This window comes from Streptomyces himastatinicus ATCC 53653 (assembly GCF_000158915.1).
GTDB classification, from domain to species: domain Bacteria; phylum Actinomycetota; class Actinomycetes; order Streptomycetales; family Streptomycetaceae; genus Streptomyces; species Streptomyces himastatinicus.
Genome location: NZ_GG657754.1, coordinates 5494876 through 5521388, shown reverse-complemented (window position 1 = coordinate 5521388; position 26513 = coordinate 5494876). Strand labels below are relative to the sequence as shown.

The window sequence follows — 26513 nt, the reverse complement described above, 5'->3', positions numbered from 1 at the left end:
CGCCGGACCGCCCTCAGGAGGGCTACTCCTCGTTGCCGTAAGGCCGGGTAATGATCTCCATGCCGTGACCGGCCGGGTCCATGAAGTACAGCCCGCGGCCGCCGTAGTGGTGGTTGATCTCGCCCGGCTGCTTACCGTGCGGATCGGCGTAATACGTGATGCCCTGCTCCCGTATCCGCTGGAACGCCGCGTCGAATTCCTCGTCGGAGATGAGGAACGCGTAGTGCTGCATGGTGATCGACTCGGCGGGGATACTGGCGAAGTCCAGGGTGACCCCATTGCTGGTGGAGACCGGTATGAACGGGCCCCAGGCGTCCCCCACCTCCAGGCCCAGAATATCGGCCAGGAATTCGGCGGATTCCCGGTTGTCCCGGGAGTGGACGATGGTGTGATTCAGCTCGACTGACACGTGGAATGCCTCCCATTAAGGCAATCTCACGGGCACCTCCATGCCTCACCCAGCCGGTGACCGACACGCGATGCCGTATCTCCGATCCTAGGCGTCGTCCCGCTCACCCGTCGAGCCTCTTTGGACCGCCGCCACGCTGAAGATTCCGCCCTCCGCGTCGCGGAGTGCCGCGACGCGGCCATAGGGGGTGTCGACCGGCGGGGAAACGACGCTTCCGCCCAGCGCCACGGTGCGTTCGGCGACCCGGTCGACGTCCTCGACCCGGAAATAGACATGCCAGCGGGGCCGCACATTCGGATCGGGGGCGGCCTCCAGGGCGCCGCCGCGCAGCCCGGCCACCGCCTTGCCGTCGATGTGCAGAACCACCCGGTCGTGCTCGAAGCGGACGTCGCAGCGCTCCCGCGCCTGGGCGTCCCAGCCGAAGACATGGCCGTAGAAGAGCGCCGCGTCGAACGCGTCGCGCGTACGCAATTCCAGCCATACGGGGGCGCCCGGTCTGCGCTCGCCCCACCAGGCGGAGGTGAGGTCACCCTCCCAGATGCCGAAGACGGCGCCGTCCGGATCGGCCGCCCAGGCCACCCGGCCGTTGCCGAATTCCAGCGGCCCGACCGCGACCGTGCCCCCGCGTTCCTGGACGCGCCAGGCCACCTCGTCCGCGCTGTCCGCAGCGAAGTACGTCGTCCAGGTGACGGGCAGCGTCACACCCACCGTCGGAGCCGACGCACCGATGCCGACCGTCGGTACGCCATCGTCGGTGCAGGCGATGGTGTAACGGCCGTGCCCGTACCGCGTGGGCCGGAACGTCCAGTCGAAGAGCTCTCCGTAGAAGGCGTGCGCGCGGTCCAGATCGGCTGCCATCAGGCTCACCCAGCAGGGTGCTCCCTGGACAGCGCGGAACCTCTCCCGCAAGCCGCTCACCTCACTCCGCTCACTCCGCATCCCTCGCGACGCACGGCCCTGCGCTTCCACCGCGCGCGCAGCCCTCATCGCCCTCGCGCATAACGCCCGATATCTTCACTTTCCACCGATCCCCCGGTCCGCGCCACCGCACTGCTCATGAGGCGGGCCGGAGAGCGGCCGCGGCGCGTCTGTGGTACATCACACCGGGACGCGTCTGCCAACGTGTGACGGACGACCCTCCGCGGCAGGGCAGTATTGCGCCCATGTCGAATCTCCGCTCGAACATCGTCACGTGGCTGGGCCGCAAGTACTTCACGAAGATTCAGAAGAACGGGTTCGATCTGTCCAAGATGTCGTTTCTTCCGGATGCCACGCTGGCACCACTGAAGCGCGACGGACTCGACCCCGTGGCCGATCTCTCCAAAACCCGGGCAAAGGAACCCATCAGCAAGATTTGGCTCCCTTTCGGGATCAATGGCTGGCTCGTCACCGGCTATGACGAGACCAAGGCGGTACTCGGAAAGGCGAAGGGGTTCAGCTCCGACTTCACCAACCTGGCCGAGAAGGCAGTCGGCGTCGCCGAACAGCAGCATCCCGGCGGCCTCGGTTTCAGCGATCCACCGACGCATACGAGACTGCGACGGCTGCTGACGCCCGAATTCACCATGCGGCGGCTCAGCAGGCTCACCCCGCGCATCCACGCCATCGTGGAGGAGCGGCTGGACGAGATGGCCGCGGCCGAAGGGCCGGTCGACCTGGTGGAGATGTTCGCGCTCCCCATTCCGGCCCTCGTCATCTGCGAACTGCTCGGCGTTCCGTACGAGGACCGCGATGACTTCCAGCGGTACAGCACGGCGCGATTCGATCTGTTCGGCGGCGCGAACGCGTCCCTCGGCGCCATGTCGGACTCGCTGACGTATCTCCATGGAATCGTCCGCAAGCAGCGTGAATCACCAGGTGACGGACTGCTCGGCATGCTGGTGAAGGAGCACGGCGACGAAATCGACGACCAGGAGCTGGCGGGGCTGGCCGACGGGGTGCTGACCGGCGGTCTGGAAACCACCGCGAGCATGCTGGCGCTGGGCACGCTCGTCCTGCTCCAGGCCCCCGAACAGTTCGCGGCGGTACGCGACCAAGAAGACGTCGTCGACCGTTTCGTGGATGAGCTGCTGCGTTATCTCTCCGTCGTCCAGGTGGCGTTCCCGCGGTTCGCCCGCGAGGACATGGAGATAGCGGGCACGAAGATATCCGCGGGCGATCTGGTGCTGTGCTCGCTGAGCGGCGCGAATCGCGACGAGAAGCTGGGCCCGGACATGGAGCGGGTCGACCCGCACCGGCAGACGGCGTCCCATCTGGCCTTCGGCCACGGCATTCACCGCTGCATCGGCGCCGAACTGGCCAAGATGGAACTCCGGGCAGCCTATCCCGCGCTGGTCCGGCGTTTCCCGGAGATGCGGCTGGCCGTGGACGCGGACAAGCTCAAGTACCGGAAGCTGTCCATCGTTTACGGCGTCGACGCGCTGCCGGTGACGCTGCGCTAGGCGAGCGCCGGAGGGAACTCACCGGAGGGGCGGAGGGGACGGGGAGAGAAGGGGGCGAGGGCGGGGAATCACGGGGTGAATACGGGGAGATGGGGGCCTGTCAGGTGGGGACCTGACGGGGCGGGACTTGCTGGGTGGGACTTGCTGGGTGGGGATCCGTCAGAAGCGCTCGGTCAGTTGCTCACGCCCGGCCGGCGGCTCCTCCGCACGGGGCCAGAAGTCGGTGATGGTCTGGATCTTGCCGTCCGGAGCCGAGGTGAAGAAGCTGATGCCCTGCGTCTCCTCCTCCTCGTCGCTGAACCGGACCCAGGAGACAGCCTGGGTGGCGTCGGCCACCACGCGCTCGACCTCCAGGCTCCACTCGCCGAGCTGCTCGGCGTTGAAGCGGACCACGCCGTCCCGGCCGACCACCCGCTCCCGGGTCTGTGGAAGCTCGTAGCAGACGTCGTCGGCGAGCGTCGCGCCGAACGCCCTCCAGTCCCTGGCCTGGGCCGTGGCCCAATATGTCTCCACGGTCGCGGCTATGTCGCCCATCGTCGCCCCCTCCGTTACGGCCCATCTGTCCATGCCCGCCGGGAACGTTATCCACAGGCGCGAGGGGACGCCAGCGCGGATGTCGGGGTGCGGCGCAGAATGGGGTCATGACTGAGAGCACGGAGTCCATGCCGGACTGGGAAAAGCGGTTTCGGGCACCGCGAGTGGGGTTGCCGGAGTGGGCGGAGGACGCCCCGGACCGGTCGCTGTTCGTCTCGAACGCCACGGGCACATACGAGCTGTACGCATGGGATCGCGCGACCGGCGCGCAGCGGCAGGTGACGGACCGGCCGAACGGGACGACGGACGGGGTGCTGACCCCGGACGGCCGGTGGATCTGGTGGTTCTCGGATACCGATGGTGACGAGTTCGGGGTGTGGCTGCGCCAGCCCTTCGACGGCGCCGACGGTGCCGACGGGGCAGGCGCCGACGGCGGCGAGTCCGGGGAGGCGTCGGGGGCGGACGAGCCCGCGGCGCCCGGCCTCGAACCCTCCTATCCGGCGGGTCTCGCGCTCGGCCGGGACGGCACGGCGGTCGTCGGCCGGTCCACGGACGAGGAGGGCTCGACGATCCATGTGGTGGCGCCGGGGTCCGAGCCCCGGGAGATCTACCGGCACCGGGAGTCGGCCGGAGTGGGCGACCTGTCGCACGACGGGACGCTGATCGCGGTCGAGCACACCGAGCACGGCGACGCCATGCACTCGGTGATCCGGGTCGTCCGGCTGGACGGGACGGCGGTCGCGGAGCTGGACGACACCAAGGGCGGCACCGAGGAGCTGGGCCTGTCCGTCATGGGCTTCGCACCGGTCGCCGGGGACACCCGGCTGCTGGTCGGGCACCAGCGGCGGGGCCGGTGGGAGCCGATGGTGTGGGATCCGCTGACCGGGGTGGAGACGGCTCTGGCCATCGATCTGCCGGGCGATGTCGGCGCGGACTGGTTCCCGGACGGCTCGGCGCTGCTGATCGCCCACGACCACCAGGCGCGCGGCGAGCTGTGGCGGTATGAGCTGGCCTCCGGTGAGCTGACCCGCGTCGAGACCCCGGCCGGGTCGATCGGGGGCGCGGGCGCGCGGCCGGACGGCGCGATCGAGTTCCTGTGGTCCTCGGCCGAGCAGCCGCCGCAGGTGCGGTCGACGAGCGGGCGGGCCGTACTCGACCCGCCAGGGTTCAAGGCCCCCGTGTCGGTGCCGGTGAGCGACGCCTGGGTGGACGGACCGGGCGGGCGGGTGCACGCGCTGGTGCAGAAGCCCGAGGGCGAGGGCCCCTTCCCCACCGTCTTCGACATCCACGGCGGGCCGACCTGGCACGACAGCGACTCGTTCGCGGCGGGCCCGGCGGCCTGGGTCGACCACGGTTTCGCCGTCGTCCGGGTCAACTACCGCGGCTCGACCGGGTACGGGCGGGCCTGGACGGACGCGCTGAAGCACCGGGTCGGGCTGATCGAGCTGGAGGACATCGCGGCGGTCCGGGAGTGGGCGGTGGCCTCGGGGCTGGCCGACCCCGAGCGGCTGGTGCTGTCCGGCGGCTCCTGGGGCGGCTATCTGACGCTCCTGGGCCTGGGCACCCAGCCCGAAGCCTGGGCGCTGGGCCTGGCCGCGGTCCCGGTCGCGGACTATGTGACGGCCTACCACGACGAGATGGAGGCCCTGAAGGCGATGGACCGCACGCTCCTCGGGGGCACCCCGGAGGAGGTGCCGGAGCGCTTCGAGGCGTCCTCCCCGCTGACCTACGTGGACCAGGTGCGGGCGCCGGTCTACATCTCGGCCGGGGTGAACGACCCGCGCTGTCCGATACGGCAGATCGACAACTACGTGGAGCGGCTACAGCAGCGCGGCGCCCCGCACGAGGTGTACCGCTACGACGCGGGGCACGGCTCGCTCGTGGTCGAGGAGCGGATCAAGCAGTTGCGCTTGGAGATCGATTTCGCTCAGCGTCATCTGAGTCTTCCGGGTCCGGGGCGCGGTCCGGCCGCGGACCGGACGGAGGAGCAGCGGGCCCTTCCGGAGTGAGGCCCAGCGCGAGGTCGCGGGCGGCCTCGACCTCGCGCCGGAAGAGCCGGAACCACATGAAGACCACGAAGCCCGCGAAGACGAACCACTCACCGGTGTAGCCGAGGTTCTGGAACGCCTTGAGGTCCAGCCCGGTGCCCTCCGCCACGACGGGGGGCACCGGCCGCAGGGCCCCGGGCGCCTGGGAGGAGGTGATCCACGCGTCGTACACCGAGTACGGCACCAGATTGACCAGCGAGGCGTCGCTGATCATGCCCAGCTGACCGCGCGGCAGGGCGCCGCTCGCGGTCACCCCGCCGCTGCCCTCGTGCTCGGTCGCCTGGAGCGCCCCGGTGACCGTCACCCGGCCGGACGGCGGCGCGGGCACCTTGGCGGTGTCGGCCTTGGAGGAGGCGTCCCCGGGCAGCCAGCCGCGGACGACGGGCAGCGCCTTGCCCCCGTCGGTGCGCAGCAGCGTCAGTACGTAGAAGCCGGTCCGGTCGCCGAGCCGCCGGTCGGGAACGAGGAGTTGGTGTTCGGTGTCATACCGGCCGGTGGCGGTCGCCCGCCGCCCTGAGGTCTCCGTGGTGACCGGCAGCAGGTCGCGCAGCGGCTTCGCCGCGGCCTTCTCGGCGCCGGACGCATCCTCCTGCTGCTGCTCGTGGGTGTCGATGCGCGTCTCGAAGCGGCTGAGCTGCCAGCTGCCCATGAAGAGGCAGAACGGGATCGCCACCACGGTGAACACGTTGATCACTCACCAGCGGGGTGTCAGCAGAAACCGATACACACCCCCACGGTACGGGCCCCATGGCGGGCCCCCGGCGGCGGGCCCCGGCATCACGCCGCCGCGAGGACCGGGCGGGGCACCGGGACGAGGGCCGGGAGGGCGCCGGGGAGACGGCCCCGGGAGGGCGCCGGGGAGACGGTCCGGGAGAGGCCCCGCGAGGGGGCTCAGGAGGAGGCCAGCAGGCCGGTGCCGTAGACCGTCCCCGCGCAGGCACCGCTCAGGGTCACGCTGCCGACCGCGGGCTCGCCCGCCTCCGGCGTATAGCTGACCTGGACGCTCGCGGCAGGCTGCTCGCCACCGCCGCCGCCCGGGGAGCCGCTCGGGTCGCCCGAGCCGGGCTGGTCCGCCGGGCCACCGGCATCCGGGGTGGGGCTGGCGGTCGGCGTGCCGTCGCCGGAGCTGGGGCATCCGCTGGGGCCGCCGCCCGACGCCGGGATCCAGGCGAACCGGACCTCGTACGCCTGGCCCGGCTGGAGGATCAGCGTGCCCGGCTCGGTGGCCGGGTCGGGCAGCCCGCCGGCCGCGTCCCCCGCGGTGTGGTCGACGAAGAAGACCTTCCCGGGGTCCGCCGAGCCCTGCGCGGCCACGCCGAACCGGCCGTCACCCTCGACCATGCAGGCCTGACCGGAGGTGTTCACCACGCGGAATGATCCGTAGATCCGGCCCTCGGCGTCCGCCGTACCGGCCGACCCGCCGTTGCCGCCGAGCTGGGTGCGGGAGCAGGTGGGCGAGGTGGCGTTCAGCGTGCTGGAGGGGTCGGGGGCGGTGCCGCCCGAGTCTCCGCCCTGGGCGCCCTTGGACGGCTTGTCCGCGTCCTTCTTGCCGTCCTTGCCCTTGTCGCCGTGGTCATCCGTCCGGGCCTTGTCGGAGGGCCCGTCGGGGTCCTTGCCGCCGCTGCCCTCGCCGCGCCCGCTGCTGTCGCCGCCCTGAGGGGTGCGGTGGCTGCTGGCCGCGTTGGCCGGGCGGTCGTTCGAGGCGTTGCTCGCGGAGGTGACGTGCACCAGGGCGGGCAGCGCCGCACCGCCGAGCACCACCGCGGCCACGGCCCCGACGAGGGCCTGGCGGCGGCGCGCCCGGCGGGCGGGCACGGCGCGCCGCAGATGCTCCAGGGCGTGCGGAGGCGGCTCCAGTTCCTCCACCGCGTAGTGCAGCATCCGCCGTAGCGCCTGCTCGTCGATGTCAGCCGCGCGGCGTACGTCCCCCGCGTCGTCCGCGCCGGTGCCGTCCGCGCCCGCGGCGCCCGTGTCCGCGTCGTCCGAACCCTTGCCGTCCGCGCCCGCGGCGCCCGCGTCCGCGTTGTCCGAACCCGCGCCGTCCGGCGTCGCTCCGTCGGGAGCGGCCTCCAGCGGCTCGCGGTCGCCCCTGCGGTCGGGGTCCTCCGGGCCCGGCGTGTCGTTCTCGTGGTTCATGCGGGAGCCTCCATGGCGACGCGGAGCGCCGCGATGCCGCGCGAGCCGTACGCCTTGACCGAGCCGAGCGATATGCCCAGCGTCTCGGCCACCTGGGCCTCGGTCATATCGGCGAAGTAGCGCAGCACGAGCACCTCGCGCTGGCGGCGCTGGAGGCCCTTCATCGCCTTGATCAATTGGTCGCGCTCCAGCTGGTCGTACGCGCCTTCCTCGGCACTGGCCATATCGGGCATCGGCTTGGAGAGCAGCTTCAGCCCCAGGATGCGGCGGCGCAGCGCCGAGCGGGAGAGGTTGACGACCGTCTGCCGCAGATAGGCGAGGGTCTTCTCCGGGTCGCGGACTCTCTTGCGCGCCGAGTGCACGCGGATGAACGCCTCCTGCACCACGTCCTCGCAGGACGCGGTGTCGTCGAGGAGGAGCGCCGCGAGCCCGAGCAGCGACCGGTAGTGGGCGCGGTAGGTCTCGGTGAGGTGATCGACTGTGGTCCCCGCTGCCATCGCCATCGCGTCGTCAGCGTCCTCGCGCCCCGCCGCGAGGGGTGCAGGGCGGGCGGTCGACCATGGCGCGATCACCGGCATGCCGCCTGATGTGCGCGGACGCGGGGGCCGCACTGCCGCGCCGCCGCGCCCTGGAACCGTTGCGATGCCGAATACCTCTGCCACGTCTGTTGGACACGCTGTCCCCCGTCAGGGTTGTACGCGCGAGGCACCGCTTTTGACGCTGCACCAGATCCCCCCATGCGCCCCAACTCTCCCCAATGCCCAGTTTTCACAGCGCCCACGGGTGGGCGACCAGAAAGACGCTCCCCGCTCGCTGTCGGTTGCAGCAAGCGGGGAGCGGTTCGTCGGACGGGTCATCGACCCCGGACCAACTGGTCCAGGCCATTGACCAGATCACAGGATATTCACATTATCCGGGGTGCGCACCTCGTGCGATGCACTATTCGCGGGGCACTACGCGGCGGTCAGCTCCGCCGCGATGACCTCCCCGATCTGCGCGGTGTTGAGCGCCGCGCCCTTGCGGAGGTTGTCGCCGCACACGAAGAGTTCGAGCGCCTTCGGGTCGTCCAGCGAGCGCCGCACCCGGCCGACCCACGTCGGATCGGTGCCCACGACATCGGCGGGCGTCGGGTACTCACCCTCCGCCGGGTTGTCGCACAGCACCACACCCGGCGCACCGGCCAGGATCTCGTGGGCCGCCTCGACCGTCACCTCGTTCTCGAACCGTGCGTGCACGGCCAGCGAGTGGGTGGTGATCACGGGCACGCGCACACAGGTCGCGGTGACCCGCAGGTCCGGCAGCCCCAGGATCTTGCGGGACTCGTTCCGTACCTTCAGCTCCTCCGAGGACCAGCCGTCCTCCTTGAGCGAGCCCGCGAACGGCACCACGTTGAGCGCCATCGGCGCCGGGAAGGGCCCGGTCTCGCCGACCGCCCGCCGTACGTCGCCCGGGTGCGTACCCAGCTCCGTACCGGCCACCAGCGCGATCTGCTCGCGCAGGGCGTCGATGCCCTCCTTGCCCGCGCCGGAGACCGCCTGGTACGAGGAGACGATCAACTCGCTCAGCCCGAACTCGGCGTGCAGCGCGCCCATCGCGACGATCATCGACAGCGTGGTGCAGTTCGGGTTGGCGATGATGCCGCGCGGCCGGACGCGCGCCGCGTGCGCGTTCACCTCGGGCACGACCAGCGGCACATCCGGGTCCATCCGGAAGGCGCCGGAGTTGTCCACGACGACCGCGCCCTTGCTCGCCGCGATCGGCGCCCACTGCGCCGAGACCTCGTCCGGGACGTCGAACATCGCGACGTCGACGCCCTCGAACGCCTCCTCGCGCAGCGCGACGACCTCGACCTGCTCGCCCCGGAGGGTCAGCTTCCGCCCGGCCGAGCGCGGGGAGGCGATCAGCCGGATCTCGCCCCACACATCGGCCCGCTCGGACAGGATCGAGAGCATGACAGTGCCGACGGCGCCGGTCGCACCGACGACGGCAAGCGTCGGCTTCCGGCCACCGGCGCCGCCGGCCCGCGTCATCGGCCGGTCCCTCCGTACACGACCGCCTCGACGCTGTCGCTGTCCAGCCCGAACGCGCTGTGCACGGCGCGGACCGCGTCCTTCACGTCATCGGCGCGAGTGACGACCGAGATGCGGATCTCGGAGGTCGAGATCAGCTCGATGTTGACCCCGGCGTTCGACAGCGCCTCGAAGAAGGTCGCGGTCACGCCCGGGTTGGTCCGCATCCCGGCGCCGATCAGCGAGATCTTGGCGATCTGGTCGTCGTAGCGCAGCGAGTCGAAGCCGATCTGCGGCTTCGCCTTGGTCAGCGCCTCCATCGCCCGGTGACCGTCCGTCTTGGGCAGCGTGACCGAGATGTCGGTCAGCCCGGTCGACGCGGCGGAGACGTTCTGCACCACCATGTCGATGTTGATCTCGGCGTCCGAGATCGTGCGGAAGATGGCCGCGGCCTCACCCGGCTTGTCCGGCACCCCGACGACCGTGACCTTGGCCTCGGACGTGTCGTGTGCGACCCCGGAGATGATCGCCTGCTCCATGCCTTCTTCTCCTTCTCCCGCTTCCTGCCGATTGCGCACCCAGGTGCCCTGATGGCCGGAGAACGACGACCGTACGTGGATGGGGATGTTGTAACGGCGCGCGTACTCCACGCAGCGCAGATGCAGCACCTTGGAGCCGCTCGCGGCGAGCTCCAGCATGTCCTCGTACGGGATTTCGTTGATCTTGCGAGCCTTCTTCACCACGCGCGGGTCGGAGGTGAACACTCCGTCCACGTCGGTGTAGATCTCGCACACCTCGGCCTCCAGGGCCGCCGCCAGGGCCACCGCGGTGGTGTCCGAGCCGCCCCGGCCGAGGGTGGTGATGTCCTTGCTCTCCTGGGACACGCCCTGGAAGCCCGCGACGATCGCGACGGCGCCCAGCTCGAGCGCATCGCGGATGCGCCCCGGCGTGACATCGATGATCCGCGCTTTGTTGTGGACCGCGTCGGTGATGACTCCTGCCTGGCTGCCGGTGAACGACAGCGCCTCGTGACCGAGGTCTTTGATCGCCATGGCCAGCAACGCCATGGAGATTCGCTCTCCCGCGGTCAGCAGCATGTCGAACTCGCGCCCAGTAGGAATCGGGGATACCTGCTCGGCGAGATCGATCAGCTCGTCCGTCGTGTCGCCCATCGCGGAAACCACGACGACCACCTGGTGGCCGTTCTTCTTGGCTTCCACGATTCGCTTGGCGACCCGCTTGATGCCCTCGGCATCGGCAACGGAGGAGCCTCCGTACTTCTGCACGACAAGGCCCACGTGCGCTCCTCGCAGATCTCAATAATGCGGTCGGCTCAGTTTAGCGAGCGGCCGGAAAGTGCCCTCCCAATATCAGATAGCGAGACACACGCCTCACCACCCGACCAGGTCGGACCAGACGGACCCGGGCGGACCAGGGGGATCATGCGGCACAACGTCCCCGTACCGCGGATACTCCTGGCATCCCGTACCACTCGTTCAGCGACGAACCCTGCCCGCTTCCGGGCGAAGCACACGGGAACGTAACCCAGCTCACAGGGCGCACGGGTGGCGCCCGGACCTCCGGGTCGGCTCTCAGGGGCGCAGGGAGCGCAGTCCCAGCGGCTCCGCGATCTCCGCCGCCATGACCCGGCCGGCCTCCTCCGCCAGCGCCTCGTCACCGCCCGCGCTACTGTCCGTGTCCAGCCCGTCCAGCTCGTCCAGCGGGCTGTCCAGCCGGACGTGGGCGACGAGCGACTGGAGCGCGCGCAGGGCGGCGGAAGCGGTCGTACCCCAGTTGGAGAGGTACGAGAACTGCCACCACCACAGCGCCTCGTTGATCCGGCCCTCGCGGTAGTGCGCCATGCCATGCCGCAGATCCGTGATGATCAGGGCGAGATCGTCGGAGATGCGGCAGGGGACGGGCTCACTGCGCGGTACGTACGGGTCGAACACCTCCGAGTAGACGTCGACCGGCTCCAGCAGCCGGGCGAACCGTTCCCGCAGCTCGTCGACGTCCGGCTCGGGACCGGCGTCCGGCTCGTACCGCTCGTCCGGTACGAAGTCCTCGTGTGCGCCGAGCCGCCCGCCGGCGAGGATCAGCTGGGAGAGCTCGAGCAGCAGGAACGGCACGGCGCTGTTCGGTTCGTCGCCCTTGGCGACCTCGGTGACCGCGACGATGAAGCTCTCGATCTGGTCGGCGATCTGGACCGAGAAGTCGTCCGGGTCCGGGTGGGCGTCGTGCAACGTTGCGTCAGACATCGAGAAGTCTTCTCCCTTCGAAGGCACGACCCAGCGTGACCTCGTCGGCATACTCCAGGTCCCCCCCGACGGGAAGACCACTGGCCAGGCGCGTGACCTTCAGCCCCATGGGCTTGATCATGCGCGCGAGGTACGTGGCGGTGGCCTCACCCTCCAGATTCGGATCGGTGGCCAGGATCAGCTCCGTGACCGTGCCGTCCGCGAGCCGGGCCAGCAGCTCCCTGATCCGCAGATCGTCCGGGCCCACGCCCTCGATGGGGCTGATCGCCCCGCCGAGTACGTGATAGCGGCCGCGGAACTCGCGGGTCCGCTCGATCGCGACAACGTCCTTGGGCTCCTCGACCACGCAGATGACCGCGGGGTCGCGGCGCGGGTCCTGGCAGACCCGGCACTGCTCGGCCTCGGCGACGTTTCCGCACACCGCGCAGAACCGCACCTTCTCCTTGACCTCGGTCAGCGCGTGAGCGAGGCGGCGGACGTCGGTGGGCTCGGACTGGAGGATGTGGAAGGCGATCCGCTGCGCGCTCTTGGGACCGACGCCGGGCAGCCTGCCCAACTCGTCGATGAGGTCCTGGACCACGCCCTCGTACACGCCTGCATCCAATCTCGCGCCGCCGCGCGGTGGCTGTACTTCATCTGAATATTCGGTTGCGCCGCTCGAAACGGGACACAGGCCCCGTCGAACGGTCTTCAGTCTCGGGCCTACGGCCTCAGAAAGGCAGCCCCGGCATCCCACCCAGTCCCTGCGCCAGCGGGCCGAGCTTCGTCTGCTGAAGCTCCTGCGCCACATGGTTCGCGTCGCGGACGGCCGCGACGACCAGGTCCGCAAGGGTCTCGGTGTCCTCCGGGTCCACCGCCTTCGGGTCGATCACCAGACCCTGAAGCTCACCGGCACCGGTCACGGTCGCCTTCACCAGCCCACCACCCGAGGACCCCTCGACGGGGGTACGGGCCAGCTCCTCCTGGGCCGCGGCGAGGTCCTGCTGCATCTTCTGCGCCTGCTGCAACAACTGCTGCATGTCAGGCTGGCCACCACCGGGAATCACGAGATCGCTCCTGGCTGTCGACTGCGGTTCTCTTCGATAGCCCGAGCCTACGTGCTCCCACGGCGCCTTGCCCTACGCCGTACGGAGGAGACGGCCGCGCCCGGCCGGGGCCCGCCCCCTACGCCGTACGGCCTCCGCGGTTCTCCTCGTCCTACTCGTTCCGCTCGCTCTACCCGCTCTACCCGCTCTACTCGTTCGCGATCTCTTCGATGACCGTGGCGCCCAGCTCGCGCACGATCAGGTCGTGCCCGCTCAGCGCGGTCTCGTCCAGATCCGGGTCGTCCTCGGCCGGCATGTCGTCCTCCGGCGAGATGGGCGGAGGCTCGGGCTCCCGGTACGCGGACGCCTCGGGGGGCGGCCCCGCGTCGGCGGGCGCGGGGGCCGGGGCCGACGGTGCCGGGGCGGGTGGGGGCGTGGGCGCGGGCTGCCGCGGGGCGGGCTGACCGCCGCCTCCGCCGAAGCCGCCGCCTGCGTTTCCGCCGCCTCCGCCGCCGCCTCCGCCGCCGCCGAAGCCGCCGCTTCCGCCTCCGCCGAAGCCGCCGGGACCGCCGGACGCTCCCGGCCCGGACCCGCCCGGACCGGCTGGCGGGCCCTGTCCTCCGGAAGGATCGACGATCGCCTCGATGCGCCACTGCACGCCGATCGCGTCGTTGAGGGCCTGCCGCAGGATGTCCTCGCTGCCGCCGTTGGCGAAGCTGTCACGGGCGCCCGCGTTGGGGAACCCGATCTGGAGGGTCGTGCCGTCGAAGCCGGAGACCGTGGCGTTCTGGCTCAGCAGGATCCAGGTGAAGCGGCGGCGGTTCTTGACCGCCTCCAGGATGTCCGGCCACATCTGCCGCACCTGCATGGCGCCCTGCGCCATGCCCGGAGTCGGCTGAGGCTGGCCGGGCCCACCGGCGGGACGCGCCTGCCCGGCCGCGGGCGCAGGTGCGGGTGCGGGCGCGGGAGCCCCGGACCCCGGCGCGGAGGCCGTGGGCCAGGCCCCCGGCCGCTGCCCACCGCCCGCCGCGGGCGAACCGCCGGGCTGCTGCCCACCGCCGCCCGCACCGGGCTGCGCGCTGGTCGGCCAGGCCCCGGGCCGCTGCCCGCCGCCCTGCGGCGCCGCCTGCCCGGACGCACCGCCGCCGCCTCCGCCCGCGCCAGGCCAGGCGCCGGGCCGCCGCGCCCCGCTGTCCGTACCGCCGCTGCCCGCATTGTCCGTACTGCCGCCGTCTCCGGCCGGTCCACCATCCGCCGCAGGCTGCGCACCTCCGGGCCAGGCACCCGGCCGCTGGCCGCCGCTGTCGCTTCCCGCGCCCCCGCCGGAAGCGTCGTACCCGGGGGCCGGACCCTCATCCTGCCCGCCGGTCTGCTCCCCAGGAGCCCCCGGGGCCCCAGGCGCCCCGGGCGCACCCCCGCCCGGTCCACGCCCGCCACCCATCGCCGCGCGGGCGGCCGCCGGGCCGGAAGGCCCGGCCGGGACGTGGGCCTCGGGCCCCGGTACGTACCCCACAGCAGGCCCGGGCCCAGCAGCTACGCCGCCACCACCACCGCCGACGCCACCGCCCAGGCCGCCCGCCAGGGCGCCCCGCTCCAGCCGCTCCAGCCGCGACTGCACCGACCGCTCGTCGTCGAAGGCGGCGGGCAGCAGCACCCGCGCGCAGATCAGCTCCAGCTGCAACCGCGGCGAGGTGGCGCCGCGCATCTCCGTCAGCCCCTCGTTGACGAGATCGGCCGCCCGGCTCAGCTCGGCACCGCCGAAGACCGACGCCTGCGCCTGCATCCGCTCGACCACATCGGCCGGGGCGTCGATCAGCCCCTTGTCCGCCGCGTCCGGCACGGCGGCGAGGATCACCAGGTCGCGCAGCCGCTCCAGCAGGTCGGCGACGAAGCGCCGGGGGTCGTTGCCGCCCTCGATCACCCGGTTCACGACCTCGAAGGCCGCCGCGCCGTCCGTCGCCGCGAACGCGTCCACGATCGCGTCGAGCAGCGAGCCGTCCGTATAACCGAGCAGCGAGGTGGCCATGGCGTACGTCACGCCGTCGTCGCTCGCGCCCGCGAGCAGCTGGTCCATGACCGACATCGAGTCCCGGACGGACCCGGCGCCCGCCCGCACCACCAGCGGCAGCACCCCGTCCTCGACGGGGATTTCCTCGCGCCCGCAGACCTCGCCCAGATATTCGCGGAGCGTCCCCGGCGGCACCAGCCGGAACGGATAGTGGTGGGTACGCGACCGGATGGTGCCGATGACCTTCTCCGGCTCGGTGGTCGCGAAGATGAACTTCAGATGCTCCGGCGGCTCCTCGACCACCTTCAGCAGGGCGTTGAACCCCGCCGAGGTGACCATGTGGGCCTCGTCGATGATGTAGATCTTGTAACGGCTCGACGCGGGCCCGAAGAACGCCTTCTCCCTCAGCTCCCGCGCGTCGTCCACACCACCGTGGGACGCGGCGTCGATCTCGATCACATCGATCGACCCTGGCCCGTTCCGCGCGAGGTCCTGGCAGGACTGGCACTCCCCGCACGGCGCCGGAGTGGGGCCCTTCTCACAGTTCAGACAGCGGGCCAGGATGCGCGCACTGGTCGTCTTGCCACAGCCGCGCGGACCACTGAACAGATACGCGTGGTTGACCCGGTTGTTGCGCAGCGCCTGCTGCAGCGGATCGGTGACATGCTCCTGCCCGATGACCTCCGCGAAGGTCTCGGGGCGGTAGCGGCGGTACAGCGCGAGGGACGACACGCTTACGACGATATCGGGGCCCACCGACATCCGGACGCCGCCCGGGTCCCCGCCCCACAACGCCCCCACAAACGAAAGGGCCCCCCACGCACCCGCCAGAGCCCACTTACCCTTGCTGCCTTCCGGCCCTGGGGGAGTTCGGTGAGATAGCGCCACGTGAGGGGCTGGCCCCCACCCTAGCGGATAGAACGGGGTGGGAACGAGTTCGCGAGCACTCCCGATCGTCTTGTAGAGTCTCCAGCGGAGGATTCGCCTAGAGGCCTAGGGCGCACGCTTGGAAAGCGTGTTGGGGGCAACCCCTCACGAGTTCGAATCTCGTATCCTCCGCCATTGCCTTCACCGGGCAATACGTCGAAGGGCCCCACCGCACGCGGTGGGGCCCTTCGGCGTTCGTAGTCTCATTTTTGGTCTCGGTCGGGACCTGCGGAGCCCGGCTGCGTGTCGCGGTGGGCGAGGATCGTCCCGTCGAACGGATCGTGCTGCCGCAGGAACGTGGGCGCGCAGTCGGGGCAGGCGTAGACCGTGCCGCCGCCTGCGCTCGCGCCGTGCCCGATCGCGACCACGGCCGGATGCCTGGTGGTCGTTTGGCAACGGGCACAGACCTGAACGCTCACCGGGCCGCCGCCCCCTCGACGGACTCAGCGGCAATTGACTGCACCAGCGCCTCGCGGAGCCGTCCGGGGTCGGTCAGGTACCGGTCAGGGCCCACCGGAACGCGCCAGTGCAGGCGCGGACCACCCCTCCAGTCGACAGGCGGTACGCCGACGTACGTGACCTCGGCGCCGTGCGCGCCCAGGGCGTGAATCCCCGTCTGGAGAGGTCGCCAGTTCTGGGCGTGGCCGCTCGGGATGAGCCAGTACATCAGGCCGTAGTCGGCAATAACGGCCCCGGACGCGTCGCCGAGTAACTCCAGTGCCCGTTCACCGAGCTCAGCGGGGGCGCGCAGGACGTCCCAGTACAGGCCGACCTTGATTATCTCGACGTCGCTGCCGCGCGGCGGCGTCCATGGAGCTGGCGTTGTGGGGTGGGTCTGCACGGGGTCTCCCGGCGTCATCGGTGACCAGGTGATGACCGACCGTAGGAGCGCCGAGGGTTGTTCATCCGAGCTGTCAGTTCGGGCGAACCACAAGCTCGCCGGTCAGCCGGTTAGAAGACTCCGACCCGCTCGGCCAATTTCTCCGCCTGCCGTGCGTGCGTCGTTCGGCCACGCCGGACGACCGTGAGCATGAGTTCCCTTGCCAGGGCCGTGCGCGCCAGGTCCTCGGGCGCCAGGTCCTCCAGTTCCAGCAAGCTCAGGAGCACTGCGGCATCCTCGCGGCGCAGGTTGTGGCAGCGGGCAACCTCCAAGTTGAAGGTGAAGCTCCGCTCCATCGAGGGCAAGCTGCTGGTGTCGACCTCGTCCGCGACATGCAGTGCCTCGTTCGTATCACCTGCCTCCATTTCGATGCTGACCTCGTGCAGGTCCACGTTGGTCGGCCCGAAGACGGTCCACATGATGTTGCCCTCGCCGACGCGTCGAGCTGCTGGACGAGCGTGCGTACGTTGACGTACCCGCGCCGCAGACCACTCACGGCGTCGGGCCTCCGCCATAACGGCGACCAGTTGGAGCGCACCCGACATCGCGATCCGTTCCGGGTCCGGCAACCGCGCACGGCTCAGTTCCTCAACCGCACGCAGCGCGACCTGCTCGGCACCATCCGGTTCCCGGGCGGCCAGCAGGACGTGTCCCAGGTTCCACTGAGCGGCGGCTACGCGCAGTGGGTCGTCTGCTTCCTCGGCGGCTCGTACGGCCCGATCAGCGGCCATCATCGACAAGTCGATGCGCCCGGTACGCCGCAGGTACGACCGCAGCAGGAAGTACAGGTCGGCCGTCACGCGCATGACATCGCGACGCGCGCCGGCGCCATCGGTCGAACGGTGGGCCCGAGCTGCGTGCTCGGTCTCAGCGATCAGGTCGGGGAGCACACCGACCATGTCCGTGAACCGCGTTGGGCTGCTCTGCCAAGCTCTCTACGCGCTCTCTACGCGCTCCCGCAGTGATGCAGGAGCCGCGGCAGGAGTACTGGGAGGCGGTCCGTAACCCATCAGGGCCTGCACGATCGCGGGCTCGGTGGTTCCCGGGGGCACGCGGCTAGGCGCGGGTGTGTCAGCGAGCAGTGCGGTGGTGGGCACGCCGAGCTCATGGGCGATGGCGTACAGAATGGGTAACGAAGGGATCTTCAGACCGCGTTCGATCTGCGAGAGGTAGTCCGGCGAGATGCCCACGAGCCCGGCCACGACATCTTGCCGCCGTTCGGCGCGGTAGTGCCTGATCCTGTCGCCGATGGGCAGATCTGGTGCGACCATGCCTACCTCCGTACGTATCCCCATTCAGCGTATGGTGCGCGTCACCAATGGGGGCCGGTATCCAACGATCGGAAGGCGAGTCAGTGTCGCTGCTCGTGCTGTGGGACATCGACCGCACACTCGTAGATACCCGCGGCGTCGGTCGGGAGCTGTGGGCAGAAGCATTCGAGGAGGTAACCCGCCAACCCATGCGGGAGCAGGCAAAGATCGACGGCTCGACCGAGCCTGTCATTCTCCGGGAAACGCTGGAGCTGCACGGGCTGCCGCACGACCGCGCATTGTTCGAGCGCTTCGCTCAGGCACTCGGCGCGGCGCACGTGCGGCGTGCCGCCGAGTTCCGCGAGCGCGGGCACGCACTCCCCGGAGCGTTGTCGTTGCTCTCAGCGCTGGCGACGCGCGACGGCATCGTGCAGACGGTGGTCACCGGCAACATCCGCCCCGCAGCGCAAGTCAAGCTGGCGGCATTCGGCCTCGAACCGTACGTCGACCTCACCATCGGCGCCTTCGGTGAAGACGCGGACGAGCGCGCGCAGCTGGTGCGTACCGCCCTCGGGCGCGCCCAGTTCACCGCGGAGTCCGCCGTGTTGGTCGGGGACACGCCAGCCGACGTACGGGGTGGGCTGGGCGCAGGCGTCCGCGTGGTCGGCGTCGCGACTGGACGTACCAGCGCCGATGAGCTCCGGACGGCCGGGGCTGCCGAGGTGGTCGAAGACCTCTCCGATACGGAGCGGATGCTGAAGCTCCTGACTGGCTGAAGGCCGTACTCGGAAGCGCGCAACGCATCGGATCTCGTTCCTGCTTGCCGCTCCTGCAACGCGGCACGCCGTCCGCGCGGCTGGCATCGCTCCTGGGCTCCGTCGCCGACCGGGAGACCGGCGGCACGGCATGGGTGTGGCGGTTCAGCGCCGGCAGCCTCCGCCGGGCACTGGATACCGGCCGTATCCCCGACGACATCGCGACCGGCCTGGCCGCTGTCGCCGCCAGGCCACTGCCGCAGGCGCTGTCGTACCTGATCGCCGACACCGCACGCGGTCGCGGGCGCGTACCGTCAGCTCGCCCATGCCGTCGATGCCGGTGAACCCATCACCCTCGAGTACGTCGCCACCTCGGGGAGCCGGACCGTGCGCACCCTCAGCCGCGAAAAGAGAGCATGTTGGTATCGATAGCGATAGTATCTACATCGATACTATCGCTATTGGGAGAATTACCGTGCGTCGTTTCATCGGGCGGGACCGCGAGCTGAACGTGCTCCGCAATGCCTTGCAGACGGTTCAGGATGCCGCCGGGTCGGGGAAACCGGGGCAGTGCATCCTCATGCGGGGAAGACGGCGGGTGGGCAAGTCCAGTCTCGTCGAGGAGTTCCTCCAGCGCGCCGAGACGCCGTACCTCTTCTTCACCGCGGCGGGCGGCACGGCGGAGGACGAGCTGACGGAGCTGCTCGACGCCGTCGCCAGGTCCACCCTGCCGGAGCGGGGGTTGTTCCACGAGGAGACCCCCGATCAGTGGAACGCGGCATTCAGGCTGCTTGCGGAGGTCCTGCCCGACGACTCTCCCAGCGTCGTCGTCATCGACGAGGTTCCGTATCTCATGGACCGCATCGACGCCTTTGAGGGCATGCTCCAGCGGGCGTGGGACCGGCTGCTCAGCCGCAAGCCGGTTCTTCTCCTCCTGGTCGGGTCCGATCTGTCGATGATGGAGGCGCTGAACGACTACGACCGTCCCTTTCACCAGCGGGGCCGGGAAATGATCGTGGGACCGCTGAACCCGGCCGACATCGGCGAGATGCTCGACCTGTCACCGGCAGCCGCGTTCGACGCCGCTCTGATCACGGGGGGCCTCCCCCTGATCTGCGCCGAGTGGCGGGCCGGAGCGGATGTCTGGGAGTTCCTCCGCCACTCGCTGGACAACCCGATCTCGGCACTGCTGGTCTCCGCCGAGCGCTCACTGGCCGCGGAGTTTCCACCGCAGGCGATGAGCAGGGAGGTCCTGCGGGCCATCGGCTCCGGGGAGCGAGCCTTCACCAACATCGCTCGCGCGGCCGGCGGCATCGCCCACACCACGCTCACCCGAGCCACTGACGTCCTGACCGAGAAACGGGTCGTGGCCGCCGAGCTGCCGCTCTCACTGAGGCCGTCGAAGGAACGCCGCTACCGGGTGGCCGACCCCTACCTGCGCTTCTGGCTCGCGTTTCTGGATCCGCACATGGCGGAGATCGAGCGGATGCGGGGAGATCTCACGCTGAGCCGGATCAAGGAGCGGTGGACGAGCTGGCGTGGCCGCGCGATCGAGCCACTTGTCCGGGAATCCCTCGCCCGCCTCCTGCCGGACGGGTCCCTGCCCGCCGCCCCCGCGATCGGCGGGTACTGGACCCGCAGCAACGACATCGAAATCGACCTGGTGGGCGCCGACCGGCAGCCGGTGGCCAAACAGTTGCTCTTCCTCGGCTCGATCAAGTGGCTGGAGAACTCCGCGTTCGACAGCCACGACCTGGCCGCGTTGCAGAAGCACCGGGCAGCGATCACCGACGAGCCGGTACCGCTCGTGGCGGTCTCCCGCAGCGGGGTCGGTTGTTCCGGCCTTCAGGCGGTGTACGGCCCTGAGGAACTGCTCAGCGCTTGGCGGTGAGGCCACCGGGCGTCGCTCAGCGGCCTCGTTCGGGTGTTGGCGCCGCCGCGGGGCGTGCTGCGGCCTCTTGCAGCGGTATTGCAGCGGCTTGCTGCTGCCGTGGGGCGGGGCGCGTCGGGGCGGTGAGGACCGCCAGGGAGGCGACGACCAGGGCTATGCCGGTCCAGCCGAAGGCGGGGAGGCGTTCGCCTACGACCAGTACGGCGAGCACGGCCGCTACGGCTGGTTCGAGCAGGGAAAGCGTGGTCGCCGTGCTGGCGGGGACGTGCGCCAGGCCCCAGCCGAAGAGGACGTAGCCGACGAACATGGGGACCAGCGCCATGTAGGCGCCGACGGCCGCGTTCGGCCAGGAGTTGGTGAGCGGAGCGCCGGTGGTCAGGAGGACGGGTACGAGCAGGAGGCCGCCCAGGCCGAAGATCGTGCCCATCGCCGCGCGGGAGGCGATCCCGTGGGTGATCAGGCGGTGGGCCGCCCAGGAGTAGAGGGCGTACGTCACACCGGCGATCAGGCCCAGAGCACACCGAGGAGGGTGGCGCCCACGGAGGCCGTTCCGGGGTCATCGTGCGTCCGCGCGGCCTCCGCCGCGCACAGCATGACGGTGCCCGTCAGGCCGAGGGCGGCGCCGAACGTCCAGCGGCGGGTGAGGCGGTGGCGGTCCGCGATGCGCTCGATCACGGCCGAGGCCAGCGGGGCGGTACCGATGGATATCACCGTTCCCACCGCCACTCCGGCGAGATGCATCGAGCTGTAGAACGCCAGCGGGTAGACCGCCACCGCCACCGCGCCCAGCAGCACGACGCTGAGCCGCGCGCGCAGCTCCGGGGCCTGGCGGGCGATTCCGGGAGCGGCCACCAGGGCCTGGAGCAGTCCGCCGAATCCCATCGCGACGGCGCCGATGGCCAGCGGTCCCACGGCCGGGGCGAACGTCGCCGCGGTACCCGTCGTGCCCCACAGCACGGACGCCGCGAGCACGCACAGGGATCCCGCGCCCACCGAACGGGCAGCGTTGCCGCCGGGCCGCGTCACAGCCGGTCCAGCAGGTCCGCCGCCATCGCGCGGGCGTGCCGCAGACGGGTGTCCTCGCCCTCCAGACCGGCGCGCGCCATCGCGCCTTCCAGCAGGAACGCCAGGTGCTCGGCCGTCGTGCGCGCTCGATCGGGGCGCTCGGGCAGCAGCTCCTCGAGGTGGCCGGTAAGCAGGGCCTCGACTTCCTCCTTGTGGCGGCGCACCACGGCCCGCCCCTCGTCCCCGGTGGGCAGCTCGGCGGCCGCGTTCAGCAGGCCGCACCCGCGGAAGCCGCGCTCGTAGGCGAACGCCGCGTGATCGGCGTACGCGTCGAAGACCGCGAGGACGCCGCCGCGCGGGTCCTGGGCCTGCTCCAACCGCGCCCGGTACAGGCACCGCCACTCCTCGTGCCGCGCCTCCAGGTAGGCCCGCACCAGGTCGGCCTTGGAGGAGAAGTTGTTGTACAGGCTCTTCTTCGCCACGCCCGCTTCGGTCGTGATGGTGTCGATTCCGGTCGCCGCCACGCCATCGGCGTAGAAGCGGCGCGCCGCGGCGGCCAGGAGCCGTTCCCGGGCCGCGGGGCGCCTCACGGGTCGGGTCTCCTCCTCGGCGGTGTCACTCATCGCGCACTCCAAAGTAGGTAGTTCGGTCTACCTACCTTAGCCCACAGAGACGGCCGCCGCGGCGAGCGAGCGTCGTCCGTCGAACGGATCGCGCTGTGGCGGTAAGCCGGTGGCTCTCAGCGGGGGCACGCAAGACGTCCCAGCGAGGGCCGACCTTGGCCATGTCGACGTCGCTACCGCGCGGCGGCGTCACGGAGCGGGTGTTTGGGGTTGCGTCTGCACGCGGGCCGCCGACGTCACTGGTGAGCAGGTGATGACGGATCGCAAGAGCGCCGGGAGCGGGGTAGGGGCAGGCTTCCTGACCGTCGAACATCCAGACGACCCAATGCTCCGGCCTTCACTGCAAGTTCGGCAGCGCGACGGCGATACAAAGAAGCACTCTGGAGACAGAACACGGTCTGGTGATCTCCCTCGAAGGCGTGGTCGGCACCAAAGTGCGCGCTCTGGCCGACCGCGGGCTCGCACGCGGTCTGACCGACGTCCGGGCTGCGGCGGACCGCTGGAGTCACACCGAGTTGGAAACACTCGGCCACCGCCACGCCCGCGATTCTTCGGCCTCGACGACCTCCATGCCCGGCTCACCCGCATCGGCTGTATCGACGACGCCGAATTGGCCGCATACGGCCTCGATGATGAGGTAACCACCGAGCTGTGCAGCTGGCCACAGTCATGGGCAGAGGACATCGCAGAGCGGCTCCACGAGCTGGAAGTCGATAACGAAACCTGAGTCGTCGCCCAACCCCCAGCGTTCCATTGCCGCACCTGACAGGGACAGGCCGAGGCAGCGGGCGTGGGAAGTGCGTAAGAATGGGCGCATGGCTGAGGGTGGGGACTTCTGGGACGGTCTCGCGGGACGCATCGCGAACTTCAACCGCGAGGCGGCCGGGAAGTCCGCTGACACGGCGGAGCAGGAGAGGCAGCGGGTTCTTGAGGAATTCCCGCTGTCGAACTGGCCCGAACTGCGGCTGGAACGGTATGCGCTGGGACCGGCGGCCTACGGGGGCCCGCGGCACTCCTTCTGCCGCCTGCTGGAGTACGGCACCAACACCTTCGGCAGTATCCGCGGCGGCAGCGCGGCCAAGCACATCGTGTTTCAGCACCGGACAGGTGAGTGGCGGATCGTGCCCAGCGCCCTGCGAGGGCTCAGCGTGGACGAGGCTTGGGCCGAGGTCCGCACCGAGTTCGTGACCGCCTTCGCAGCGGCGACTGACGGGGATTACGGGCGCATTGATGACCTGGAGTCGCTTTCGTACGGGCAGGCGCTGACCACCAAAGCCCTAGCGGTCTACTTTCCTGACGACTTCCTGCCGATCTTCTCCGCCTCACACGTCCGCCACTTCACCGCGCTGCTGGGCGGCCGACCACACCAGTACTCCTCGGGCGTACGAACCTGGCGGGCCAACCGTGAGCTGCTGAACCTCGTACGGAAGGCGCCGGAGTTCGAGGGGTGGCGCCTGCACGAGGTGATGGCGTTCCTGTACTCCTTCCACGACCCGCGGCCGAAGGACCGAGTGATCTGGAAGATCGCGCCGGGGGAGCGGGCCGGGCTCTGGGACGACTGTCTCTCGAACCGTCGCATACGGATCGGCTGGGACGAGGTCGGCAGCCTAGGCCAGTACGAGAGCGACCAGGAACTCAAGGAAGCACTGGACCAGTACTGGCCGCGCAGTACCGGCGGGAATCTGCGGCTCGCTCGGCAGATGCTCGCCTTCCGCGACCTGGAGTCCGGCGATCTGATCATTGCCAACCGGGGTAAATCGGAGGTGCTGGCCGTGGGCACCGTCACCGATGGCTATTCTTACGCCCCGGACGTGGAGAAGTACCGGCACACCGTGGGAGTGGACTGGGACACGTCGTATGCCCAGTTCTTCGACTCGCCGCGGCATGCCTGGCAGCAAACCCTGGCCAAGGTTCCCGCCACCCTGTGGCAGGAGATCCGACATGGTCGCAAGACGGCACTCGCCGAAGCCGCCGAGCCGGTGGCCGGCACTGACGCCGAGCTACCCGATTCCGTACGCGAGGTGCAGAGTCTGCTCGACCACAAGGGACAGGTCGTGCTGCAAGGGCCGCCCGGCACCGGAAAGACCCGGCTGGCGCTCAGCGTCGCGCTCGCGATGGCGGGTCGAGGGGATCAGATCGAGGCGCCACCGGAGGAACGCGCGGCGGCGCTGGCAGAGTTGTCGAAGGTGCCCGGCGACGCCAAAGCCGCACACCTCACCATGGCAACCTTCCACCCGTCCTACGGGTACGAGGATTTCGTCGAGGGGTTCAAGCCGGACCTGGCGGCGACTGGGGCCGGGCTCAATCTGACGATGACGGACGGACTGTTCCGCCGGGTCTGCGCAGCGGCCGAAGAGGCACCCGACGAAACCTTCCTGATTGTTGTGGACGAGATCAACCGCGGTGACCTGCCGCGCATTCTCGGTGAGTTGATCACTCTTCTGGAGCTCGACAAACGAGGCTCCGTCTACGTCACCTTGCCCACCAGCGGCCGACAGCAGACCGTGCCGAAGAATGTACGCATCATCGGGACCATGAACTCCGCCGACCGCAGCGTGGGGCACATCGACGTCGCGATCCGGCGCAGGTTCGCCTTCCTCGACGTACCACCGGATCTCGACGTTCTGGATGGCGAGGTCGAAGGACTCGGCCTGGCGGACTTCCTGGAGGGCCTGAACGCCAAGCTCGACCAATCCTTCGGGCCGGATCATCTCCTCGGCCAGGCCTATCTGCTGGCCGACGACCGGCCGCTCGCAACCGCCGAACAGCTCTCCCACGCCTTCCACCACGAGATCGTGCCGCTCGTGGCCGACTACTGCTTGGGCCAGCCCGAGCTACTGAGGAGCGTGCTGGGCAAACTGGTGGACAACAGGACCGGTCGGGTGGTGCAGACCAACCCGCAGGATCTGCCTGGAATGCTGGCCGACGAGTTCGCGAATTCCGCGTCCGCGAGCGAGGAACGAGCCAGCGGCGAGAGCCCGGGCGGCTGGGGTGGGGAGTAGCCGAGTGCACCGGAACGCCGCCCGGCACGAAGTGATCCTCAAGGAGCACGAGTCCGTCCATGTTCCGCGCTCCAAACTGTACGGGGACGACCTCGGCAAACTTCGCTCGGTCAAGGCCGTCAAGGTCACCGAAGCCCGCAACGGCTATGTGCTCAAGGCGCGGGCGACCACAGGGGTACTCCAGCTCGATCGGATACGGCTGGTACTGCGACCCAAGTTCCCGATCGCCGGAGACCGGCTGATCGACTGGCTCTGCTACGCCAACAAGCAGGAAGAGCCTGACGAGACACTGCGGAACTGGCCACTCGGCAGTGACGGGTACGCGGGCCTGGTGCCCGCCGCCCTGCTCCACGAATGCCGACGGCTGCTCCGGCACGGGCTGCGCCGGGACTACGTGCGCCACCACCGGGTCGACACGACCCTGCGGGGGCGGCTCGACGTGGAGGCGCAGGCGACCCGCTGCTACGGCGCCGTCGATCGGCTCCATCTCCAGACGTTCGAGTACCAGGACGGCGGCTGGGAGAACCTGGTGTGCGGAGCCGCGCTGACCGTCGCCGCCCGGCGTTCCAGCGATCCGGCACAGACCCGGTGGCTGCTCGACGCCGCGGCGCAATTCCCTTCCCCGCGGCAGCCCCTCGACGCCGTGTCCTTGCTCCAGCGAGGACAGTACACACGGCTCAACACCCACTACCGCGCCGCCCACGCCTGGGCCCGGATGGTGCTCGGCGGCGGCGGTGTGACAAATCTGCTGGAGCCGTACGGCTTCGGGGCGAAGAGTCTCATGCTCAATCTCAACGTTCTGTGGGAGCGCGTCGTCCGGCGGATGGCGGTCGACGCGGCAGTGGATCTGGGCGGCAGGGGCGCGCGGGGAGAGGAGAAGGCCATCCACACGCACGGGCAGCGGAACGACAAGACCCCCACCTTCAACCCCGATGTGCTGCTGGCCTTCCCTCCGCAGACCGACAGCTCGGCCGACATCCGCTTCCTTGCTGTGGACGCGAAGTACAAGGGCTACATGGAGAAGAACGTATCCGCCGCTGACCGCCATCAACTCCTCACCTACATCGCCGGATACACCGCCCCTGAATACCCGCTCGCCCTCGTCGTCCACCCCTCGGCGGCCGCACCCACCGAGCGCGAGCTACGTGTCCAGGGCCCGCGTGGCCGCCTGGGGCTCATCAAGGTGCTGGGCCTCGACACTCGTACCGCCCCCAAGGACGCGACCGGACCGCTGCGAGAGGCGATCGCCGAATTCGCCAATTTCGTCGCTCCTGCCTAGCGCGTATCCCTGCGTCGCCGCGTGAAGTCGCGG

The 26513-nt window shown here is 70.1% G+C and carries 25 protein-coding genes, 1 tRNA gene and 1 other RNA gene; 8 read left to right on the top strand and 19 right to left on the bottom strand.

Going from position 1 to position 26513, the window contains the following annotated elements:
• Positions 1 to 22 precede the first annotated feature (22 nt).
• Positions 23 to 409 (bottom strand): VOC family protein, encoded by a 387-nt coding sequence (locus SSOG_RS23400; protein ID WP_009716719.1) that lies wholly within the window; start codon positions 407 to 409, stop codon positions 23 to 25.
• Between the two features lie 87 nt (positions 410 to 496).
• A complete protein-coding gene (locus SSOG_RS23395) occupies positions 497 to 1267 on the bottom strand; it encodes a VOC family protein (protein WP_039938470.1) in 771 nt (256 codons plus the stop codon).
• Positions 1268 to 1572: 305 nt separating this feature from the next.
• Here SSOG_RS23395 and SSOG_RS23390 point away from each other — a divergent pair, with 305 nt between their 5' ends.
• Positions 1573 to 2850, top strand: coding sequence for a cytochrome P450 (locus SSOG_RS23390; protein ID WP_039938467.1), 1278 nt, complete (start codon positions 1573 to 1575; stop codon positions 2848 to 2850).
• A gap of 159 nt (positions 2851 to 3009) precedes the next feature.
• On the opposite strand, the gene SSOG_RS23385 is transcribed toward SSOG_RS23390, so the two are convergent.
• A complete protein-coding gene (locus tag SSOG_RS23385; RefSeq protein WP_009716716.1) occupies positions 3010 to 3384 on the bottom strand; it encodes a nuclear transport factor 2 family protein in 375 nt (124 codons plus the stop codon).
• Between the two features lie 128 nt (positions 3385 to 3512).
• Here SSOG_RS23385 and SSOG_RS23380 point away from each other — a divergent pair, with 128 nt between their 5' ends.
• The gene (locus SSOG_RS23380; RefSeq protein WP_009716715.1) at positions 3513 to 5393 is read left to right on the top strand and encodes a S9 family peptidase; all 1881 of its coding nucleotides are present in this window, start codon (positions 3513 to 3515) and stop codon (positions 5391 to 5393) included.
• Here SSOG_RS23380 and SSOG_RS23375 read toward each other — a convergent pair.
• From SSOG_RS23375 to ffs, 10 genes are all read right to left on the bottom strand, one after another.
• Entirely contained in the window at positions 5281 to 6126 is an 846-nt protein-coding gene (locus SSOG_RS23375) for an SURF1 family protein (RefSeq protein ID WP_009716714.1), read from the bottom strand. The two genes, SSOG_RS23380 and SSOG_RS23375, sit on opposite strands and share 113 nt — an antisense overlap.
• A 197-nt stretch (positions 6127 to 6323) precedes the next feature.
• Positions 6324 to 7568 carry a hypothetical protein gene (locus SSOG_RS23370; protein ID WP_009716713.1) on the bottom strand — a complete coding sequence of 415 codons (1245 nt, stop codon included), beginning with the start codon at positions 7566 to 7568 and terminating at the stop codon, positions 6324 to 6326.
• Positions 7565 to 8146, bottom strand: coding sequence for a SigE family RNA polymerase sigma factor (locus tag SSOG_RS23365; protein ID WP_039938466.1), 582 nt, complete (start codon positions 8144 to 8146; stop codon positions 7565 to 7567). The genes SSOG_RS23370 and SSOG_RS23365 overlap by 4 nt, the downstream gene beginning before the upstream one ends.
• Before the next feature lie 375 nt (positions 8147 to 8521).
• Positions 8522 to 9598, bottom strand: a complete 1077-nt coding sequence (locus SSOG_RS23360) for an aspartate-semialdehyde dehydrogenase (protein ID WP_009716711.1) — start codon at positions 9596 to 9598, stop codon at positions 8522 to 8524.
• Positions 9595 to 10875, bottom strand: coding sequence for an aspartate kinase (locus SSOG_RS23355; protein WP_009716710.1), 1281 nt, complete (start codon positions 10873 to 10875; stop codon positions 9595 to 9597). Before SSOG_RS23355 ends, SSOG_RS23360 begins: the two co-directional genes overlap by 4 nt.
• A 294-nt stretch (positions 10876 to 11169) precedes the next feature.
• Positions 11170 to 11835: a DUF5063 domain-containing protein gene (locus SSOG_RS23350; RefSeq protein ID WP_009716709.1), complete on the bottom strand. Its 666-nt coding sequence runs from the start codon at positions 11833 to 11835 to the stop codon at positions 11170 to 11172.
• The gene (gene recR, locus SSOG_RS23345; protein ID WP_009716708.1) at positions 11828 to 12427 is read right to left on the bottom strand and encodes a recombination mediator RecR; all 600 of its coding nucleotides are present in this window, start codon (positions 12425 to 12427) and stop codon (positions 11828 to 11830) included. The genes SSOG_RS23350 and recR overlap by 8 nt, the downstream gene beginning before the upstream one ends.
• Positions 12428 to 12545: 118 nt before the next feature.
• A complete protein-coding gene (locus tag SSOG_RS23340) occupies positions 12546 to 12881 on the bottom strand; it encodes a YbaB/EbfC family nucleoid-associated protein (RefSeq protein ID WP_009716707.1) in 336 nt (111 codons plus the stop codon).
• A 187-nt stretch (positions 12882 to 13068) separates the two neighbouring features.
• Positions 13069 to 15600 carry a DNA polymerase III subunit gamma and tau gene (locus SSOG_RS23335; RefSeq protein ID WP_039941594.1) on the bottom strand — a complete coding sequence of 844 codons (2532 nt, stop codon included), beginning with the start codon at positions 15598 to 15600 and terminating at the stop codon, positions 13069 to 13071.
• Positions 15601 to 15673: 73 nt separating this feature from the next.
• Positions 15674 to 15768, bottom strand: an RNA gene (ffs, locus tag SSOG_RS47645) — signal recognition particle sRNA small type.
• Between the two features lie 74 nt (positions 15769 to 15842).
• On the opposite strand from ffs, the gene SSOG_RS23330 reads away from it, so the two are divergent.
• A tRNA-Ser gene (locus SSOG_RS23330) sits at positions 15843 to 15930 on the top strand.
• Between the two features lie 280 nt (positions 15931 to 16210).
• Here SSOG_RS23330 and SSOG_RS23325 read toward each other — a convergent pair.
• The 3 genes from SSOG_RS23325 to SSOG_RS56225 form a co-directional block, all read right to left on the bottom strand.
• Positions 16211 to 16636 carry a hypothetical protein gene (locus SSOG_RS23325; RefSeq protein WP_245606358.1) on the bottom strand — a complete coding sequence of 142 codons (426 nt, stop codon included), beginning with the start codon at positions 16634 to 16636 and terminating at the stop codon, positions 16211 to 16213.
• A 110-nt stretch (positions 16637 to 16746) separates the two neighbouring features.
• Positions 16747 to 17574, bottom strand: coding sequence for a transcriptional regulator (locus SSOG_RS23320; RefSeq protein ID WP_245606357.1), 828 nt, complete (start codon positions 17572 to 17574; stop codon positions 16747 to 16749).
• A gap of 36 nt (positions 17575 to 17610) precedes the next feature.
• The gene (locus SSOG_RS56225) at positions 17611 to 17946 is read right to left on the bottom strand and encodes a helix-turn-helix domain-containing protein (RefSeq protein ID WP_245606356.1); all 336 of its coding nucleotides are present in this window, start codon (positions 17944 to 17946) and stop codon (positions 17611 to 17613) included.
• A gap of 47 nt (positions 17947 to 17993) precedes the next feature.
• Here SSOG_RS56225 and SSOG_RS23315 point away from each other — a divergent pair, with 47 nt between their 5' ends.
• From SSOG_RS23315 to SSOG_RS23305, 3 genes are all read left to right on the top strand, one after another.
• Positions 17994 to 18701, top strand: a complete 708-nt coding sequence (locus SSOG_RS23315; protein ID WP_009716702.1) for an HAD family hydrolase — start codon at positions 17994 to 17996, stop codon at positions 18699 to 18701.
• 44 nt (positions 18702 to 18745) lie between these two features.
• Positions 18746 to 19024 carry a helicase-associated domain-containing protein gene (locus SSOG_RS23310; RefSeq protein ID WP_009716701.1) on the top strand — a complete coding sequence of 93 codons (279 nt, stop codon included), beginning with the start codon at positions 18746 to 18748 and terminating at the stop codon, positions 19022 to 19024.
• A gap of 131 nt (positions 19025 to 19155) precedes the next feature.
• Positions 19156 to 20571 carry an ATP-binding protein gene (locus tag SSOG_RS23305; RefSeq protein ID WP_009716700.1) on the top strand — a complete coding sequence of 472 codons (1416 nt, stop codon included), beginning with the start codon at positions 19156 to 19158 and terminating at the stop codon, positions 20569 to 20571.
• A 16-nt stretch (positions 20572 to 20587) separates the two neighbouring features.
• Here the strand turns inward: SSOG_RS23305 and SSOG_RS58500 are convergent, their stop codons facing one another.
• The 3 genes from SSOG_RS58500 to SSOG_RS23295 are packed head-to-tail and all read right to left on the bottom strand — an operon-like array spanning position 20588 to position 22199.
• Positions 20588 to 21067: an EamA family transporter gene (locus tag SSOG_RS58500; RefSeq protein WP_425385428.1), complete on the bottom strand. Its 480-nt coding sequence runs from the start codon at positions 21065 to 21067 to the stop codon at positions 20588 to 20590.
• 8 nt (positions 21068 to 21075) lie between these two features.
• The gene (locus SSOG_RS58495; protein ID WP_425385427.1) at positions 21076 to 21564 is read right to left on the bottom strand and encodes a DMT family transporter; all 489 of its coding nucleotides are present in this window, start codon (positions 21562 to 21564) and stop codon (positions 21076 to 21078) included.
• Positions 21565 to 21593: 29 nt separating this feature from the next.
• Complete coding sequence (locus SSOG_RS23295) at positions 21594 to 22199, bottom strand: TetR/AcrR family transcriptional regulator (RefSeq protein ID WP_009716698.1); 606 nt, start codon at positions 22197 to 22199, stop codon at positions 21594 to 21596.
• A 1121-nt stretch (positions 22200 to 23320) separates the two neighbouring features.
• On the opposite strand from SSOG_RS23295, the gene SSOG_RS23290 reads away from it, so the two are divergent.
• Positions 23321 to 25201 (top strand): McrB family protein, encoded by a 1881-nt coding sequence (locus SSOG_RS23290; RefSeq protein ID WP_245606354.1) that lies wholly within the window; start codon positions 23321 to 23323, stop codon positions 25199 to 25201.
• A gap of 4 nt (positions 25202 to 25205) precedes the next feature.
• Positions 25206 to 26480: a 5-methylcytosine restriction system specificity protein McrC gene (locus SSOG_RS23285; RefSeq protein ID WP_039938462.1), complete on the top strand. Its 1275-nt coding sequence runs from the start codon at positions 25206 to 25208 to the stop codon at positions 26478 to 26480.
• The last annotated feature ends 33 nt before the right edge of the window (positions 26481 to 26513 follow it).

Excerpts from the sequence above, each read along its gene's own strand:
- SSOG_RS23390 (WP_039938467.1), top strand. The coding sequence starts at position 1,573 with ATGTCGAATCTCCGCTCGAACATCGTCACGTGGCTGGGCCGCAAGTAC.
- SSOG_RS23295 (WP_009716698.1), bottom strand. The coding sequence starts at position 22,199 with ATGAGTGACACCGCCGAGGAGGAGACCCGACCCGTGAGGCGCCCCGCG.
- SSOG_RS23395 (WP_039938470.1), bottom strand. The coding sequence starts at position 1,267 with ATGGCAGCCGATCTGGACCGCGCGCACGCCTTCTACGGAGAGCTCTTC.
- SSOG_RS23370 (WP_009716713.1), bottom strand. The coding sequence starts at position 7,568 with ATGAACCACGAGAACGACACGCCGGGCCCGGAGGACCCCGACCGCAGG.
- SSOG_RS23365 (WP_039938466.1), bottom strand. The coding sequence starts at position 8,146 with ATGCCGGTGATCGCGCCATGGTCGACCGCCCGCCCTGCACCCCTCGCG.
- SSOG_RS23385 (WP_009716716.1), bottom strand. The coding sequence starts at position 3,384 with ATGGGCGACATAGCCGCGACCGTGGAGACATATTGGGCCACGGCCCAG.
- SSOG_RS23320 (WP_245606357.1), bottom strand. The coding sequence starts at position 17,574 with ATGGTCGGTGTGCTCCCCGACCTGATCGCTGAGACCGAGCACGCAGCT.
- SSOG_RS56225 (WP_245606356.1), bottom strand. The coding sequence starts at position 17,946 with ATGGTCGCACCAGATCTGCCCATCGGCGACAGGATCAGGCACTACCGC.
- SSOG_RS23360 (WP_009716711.1), bottom strand. The coding sequence starts at position 9,598 with ATGACGCGGGCCGGCGGCGCCGGTGGCCGGAAGCCGACGCTTGCCGTC.
- SSOG_RS23380 (WP_009716715.1), top strand. The coding sequence starts at position 3,513 with ATGCCGGACTGGGAAAAGCGGTTTCGGGCACCGCGAGTGGGGTTGCCG.
- SSOG_RS23350 (WP_009716709.1), bottom strand. The coding sequence starts at position 11,835 with ATGTCTGACGCAACGTTGCACGACGCCCACCCGGACCCGGACGACTTC.
- SSOG_RS23315 (WP_009716702.1), top strand. The coding sequence starts at position 17,994 with ATGGGGGCCGGTATCCAACGATCGGAAGGCGAGTCAGTGTCGCTGCTC.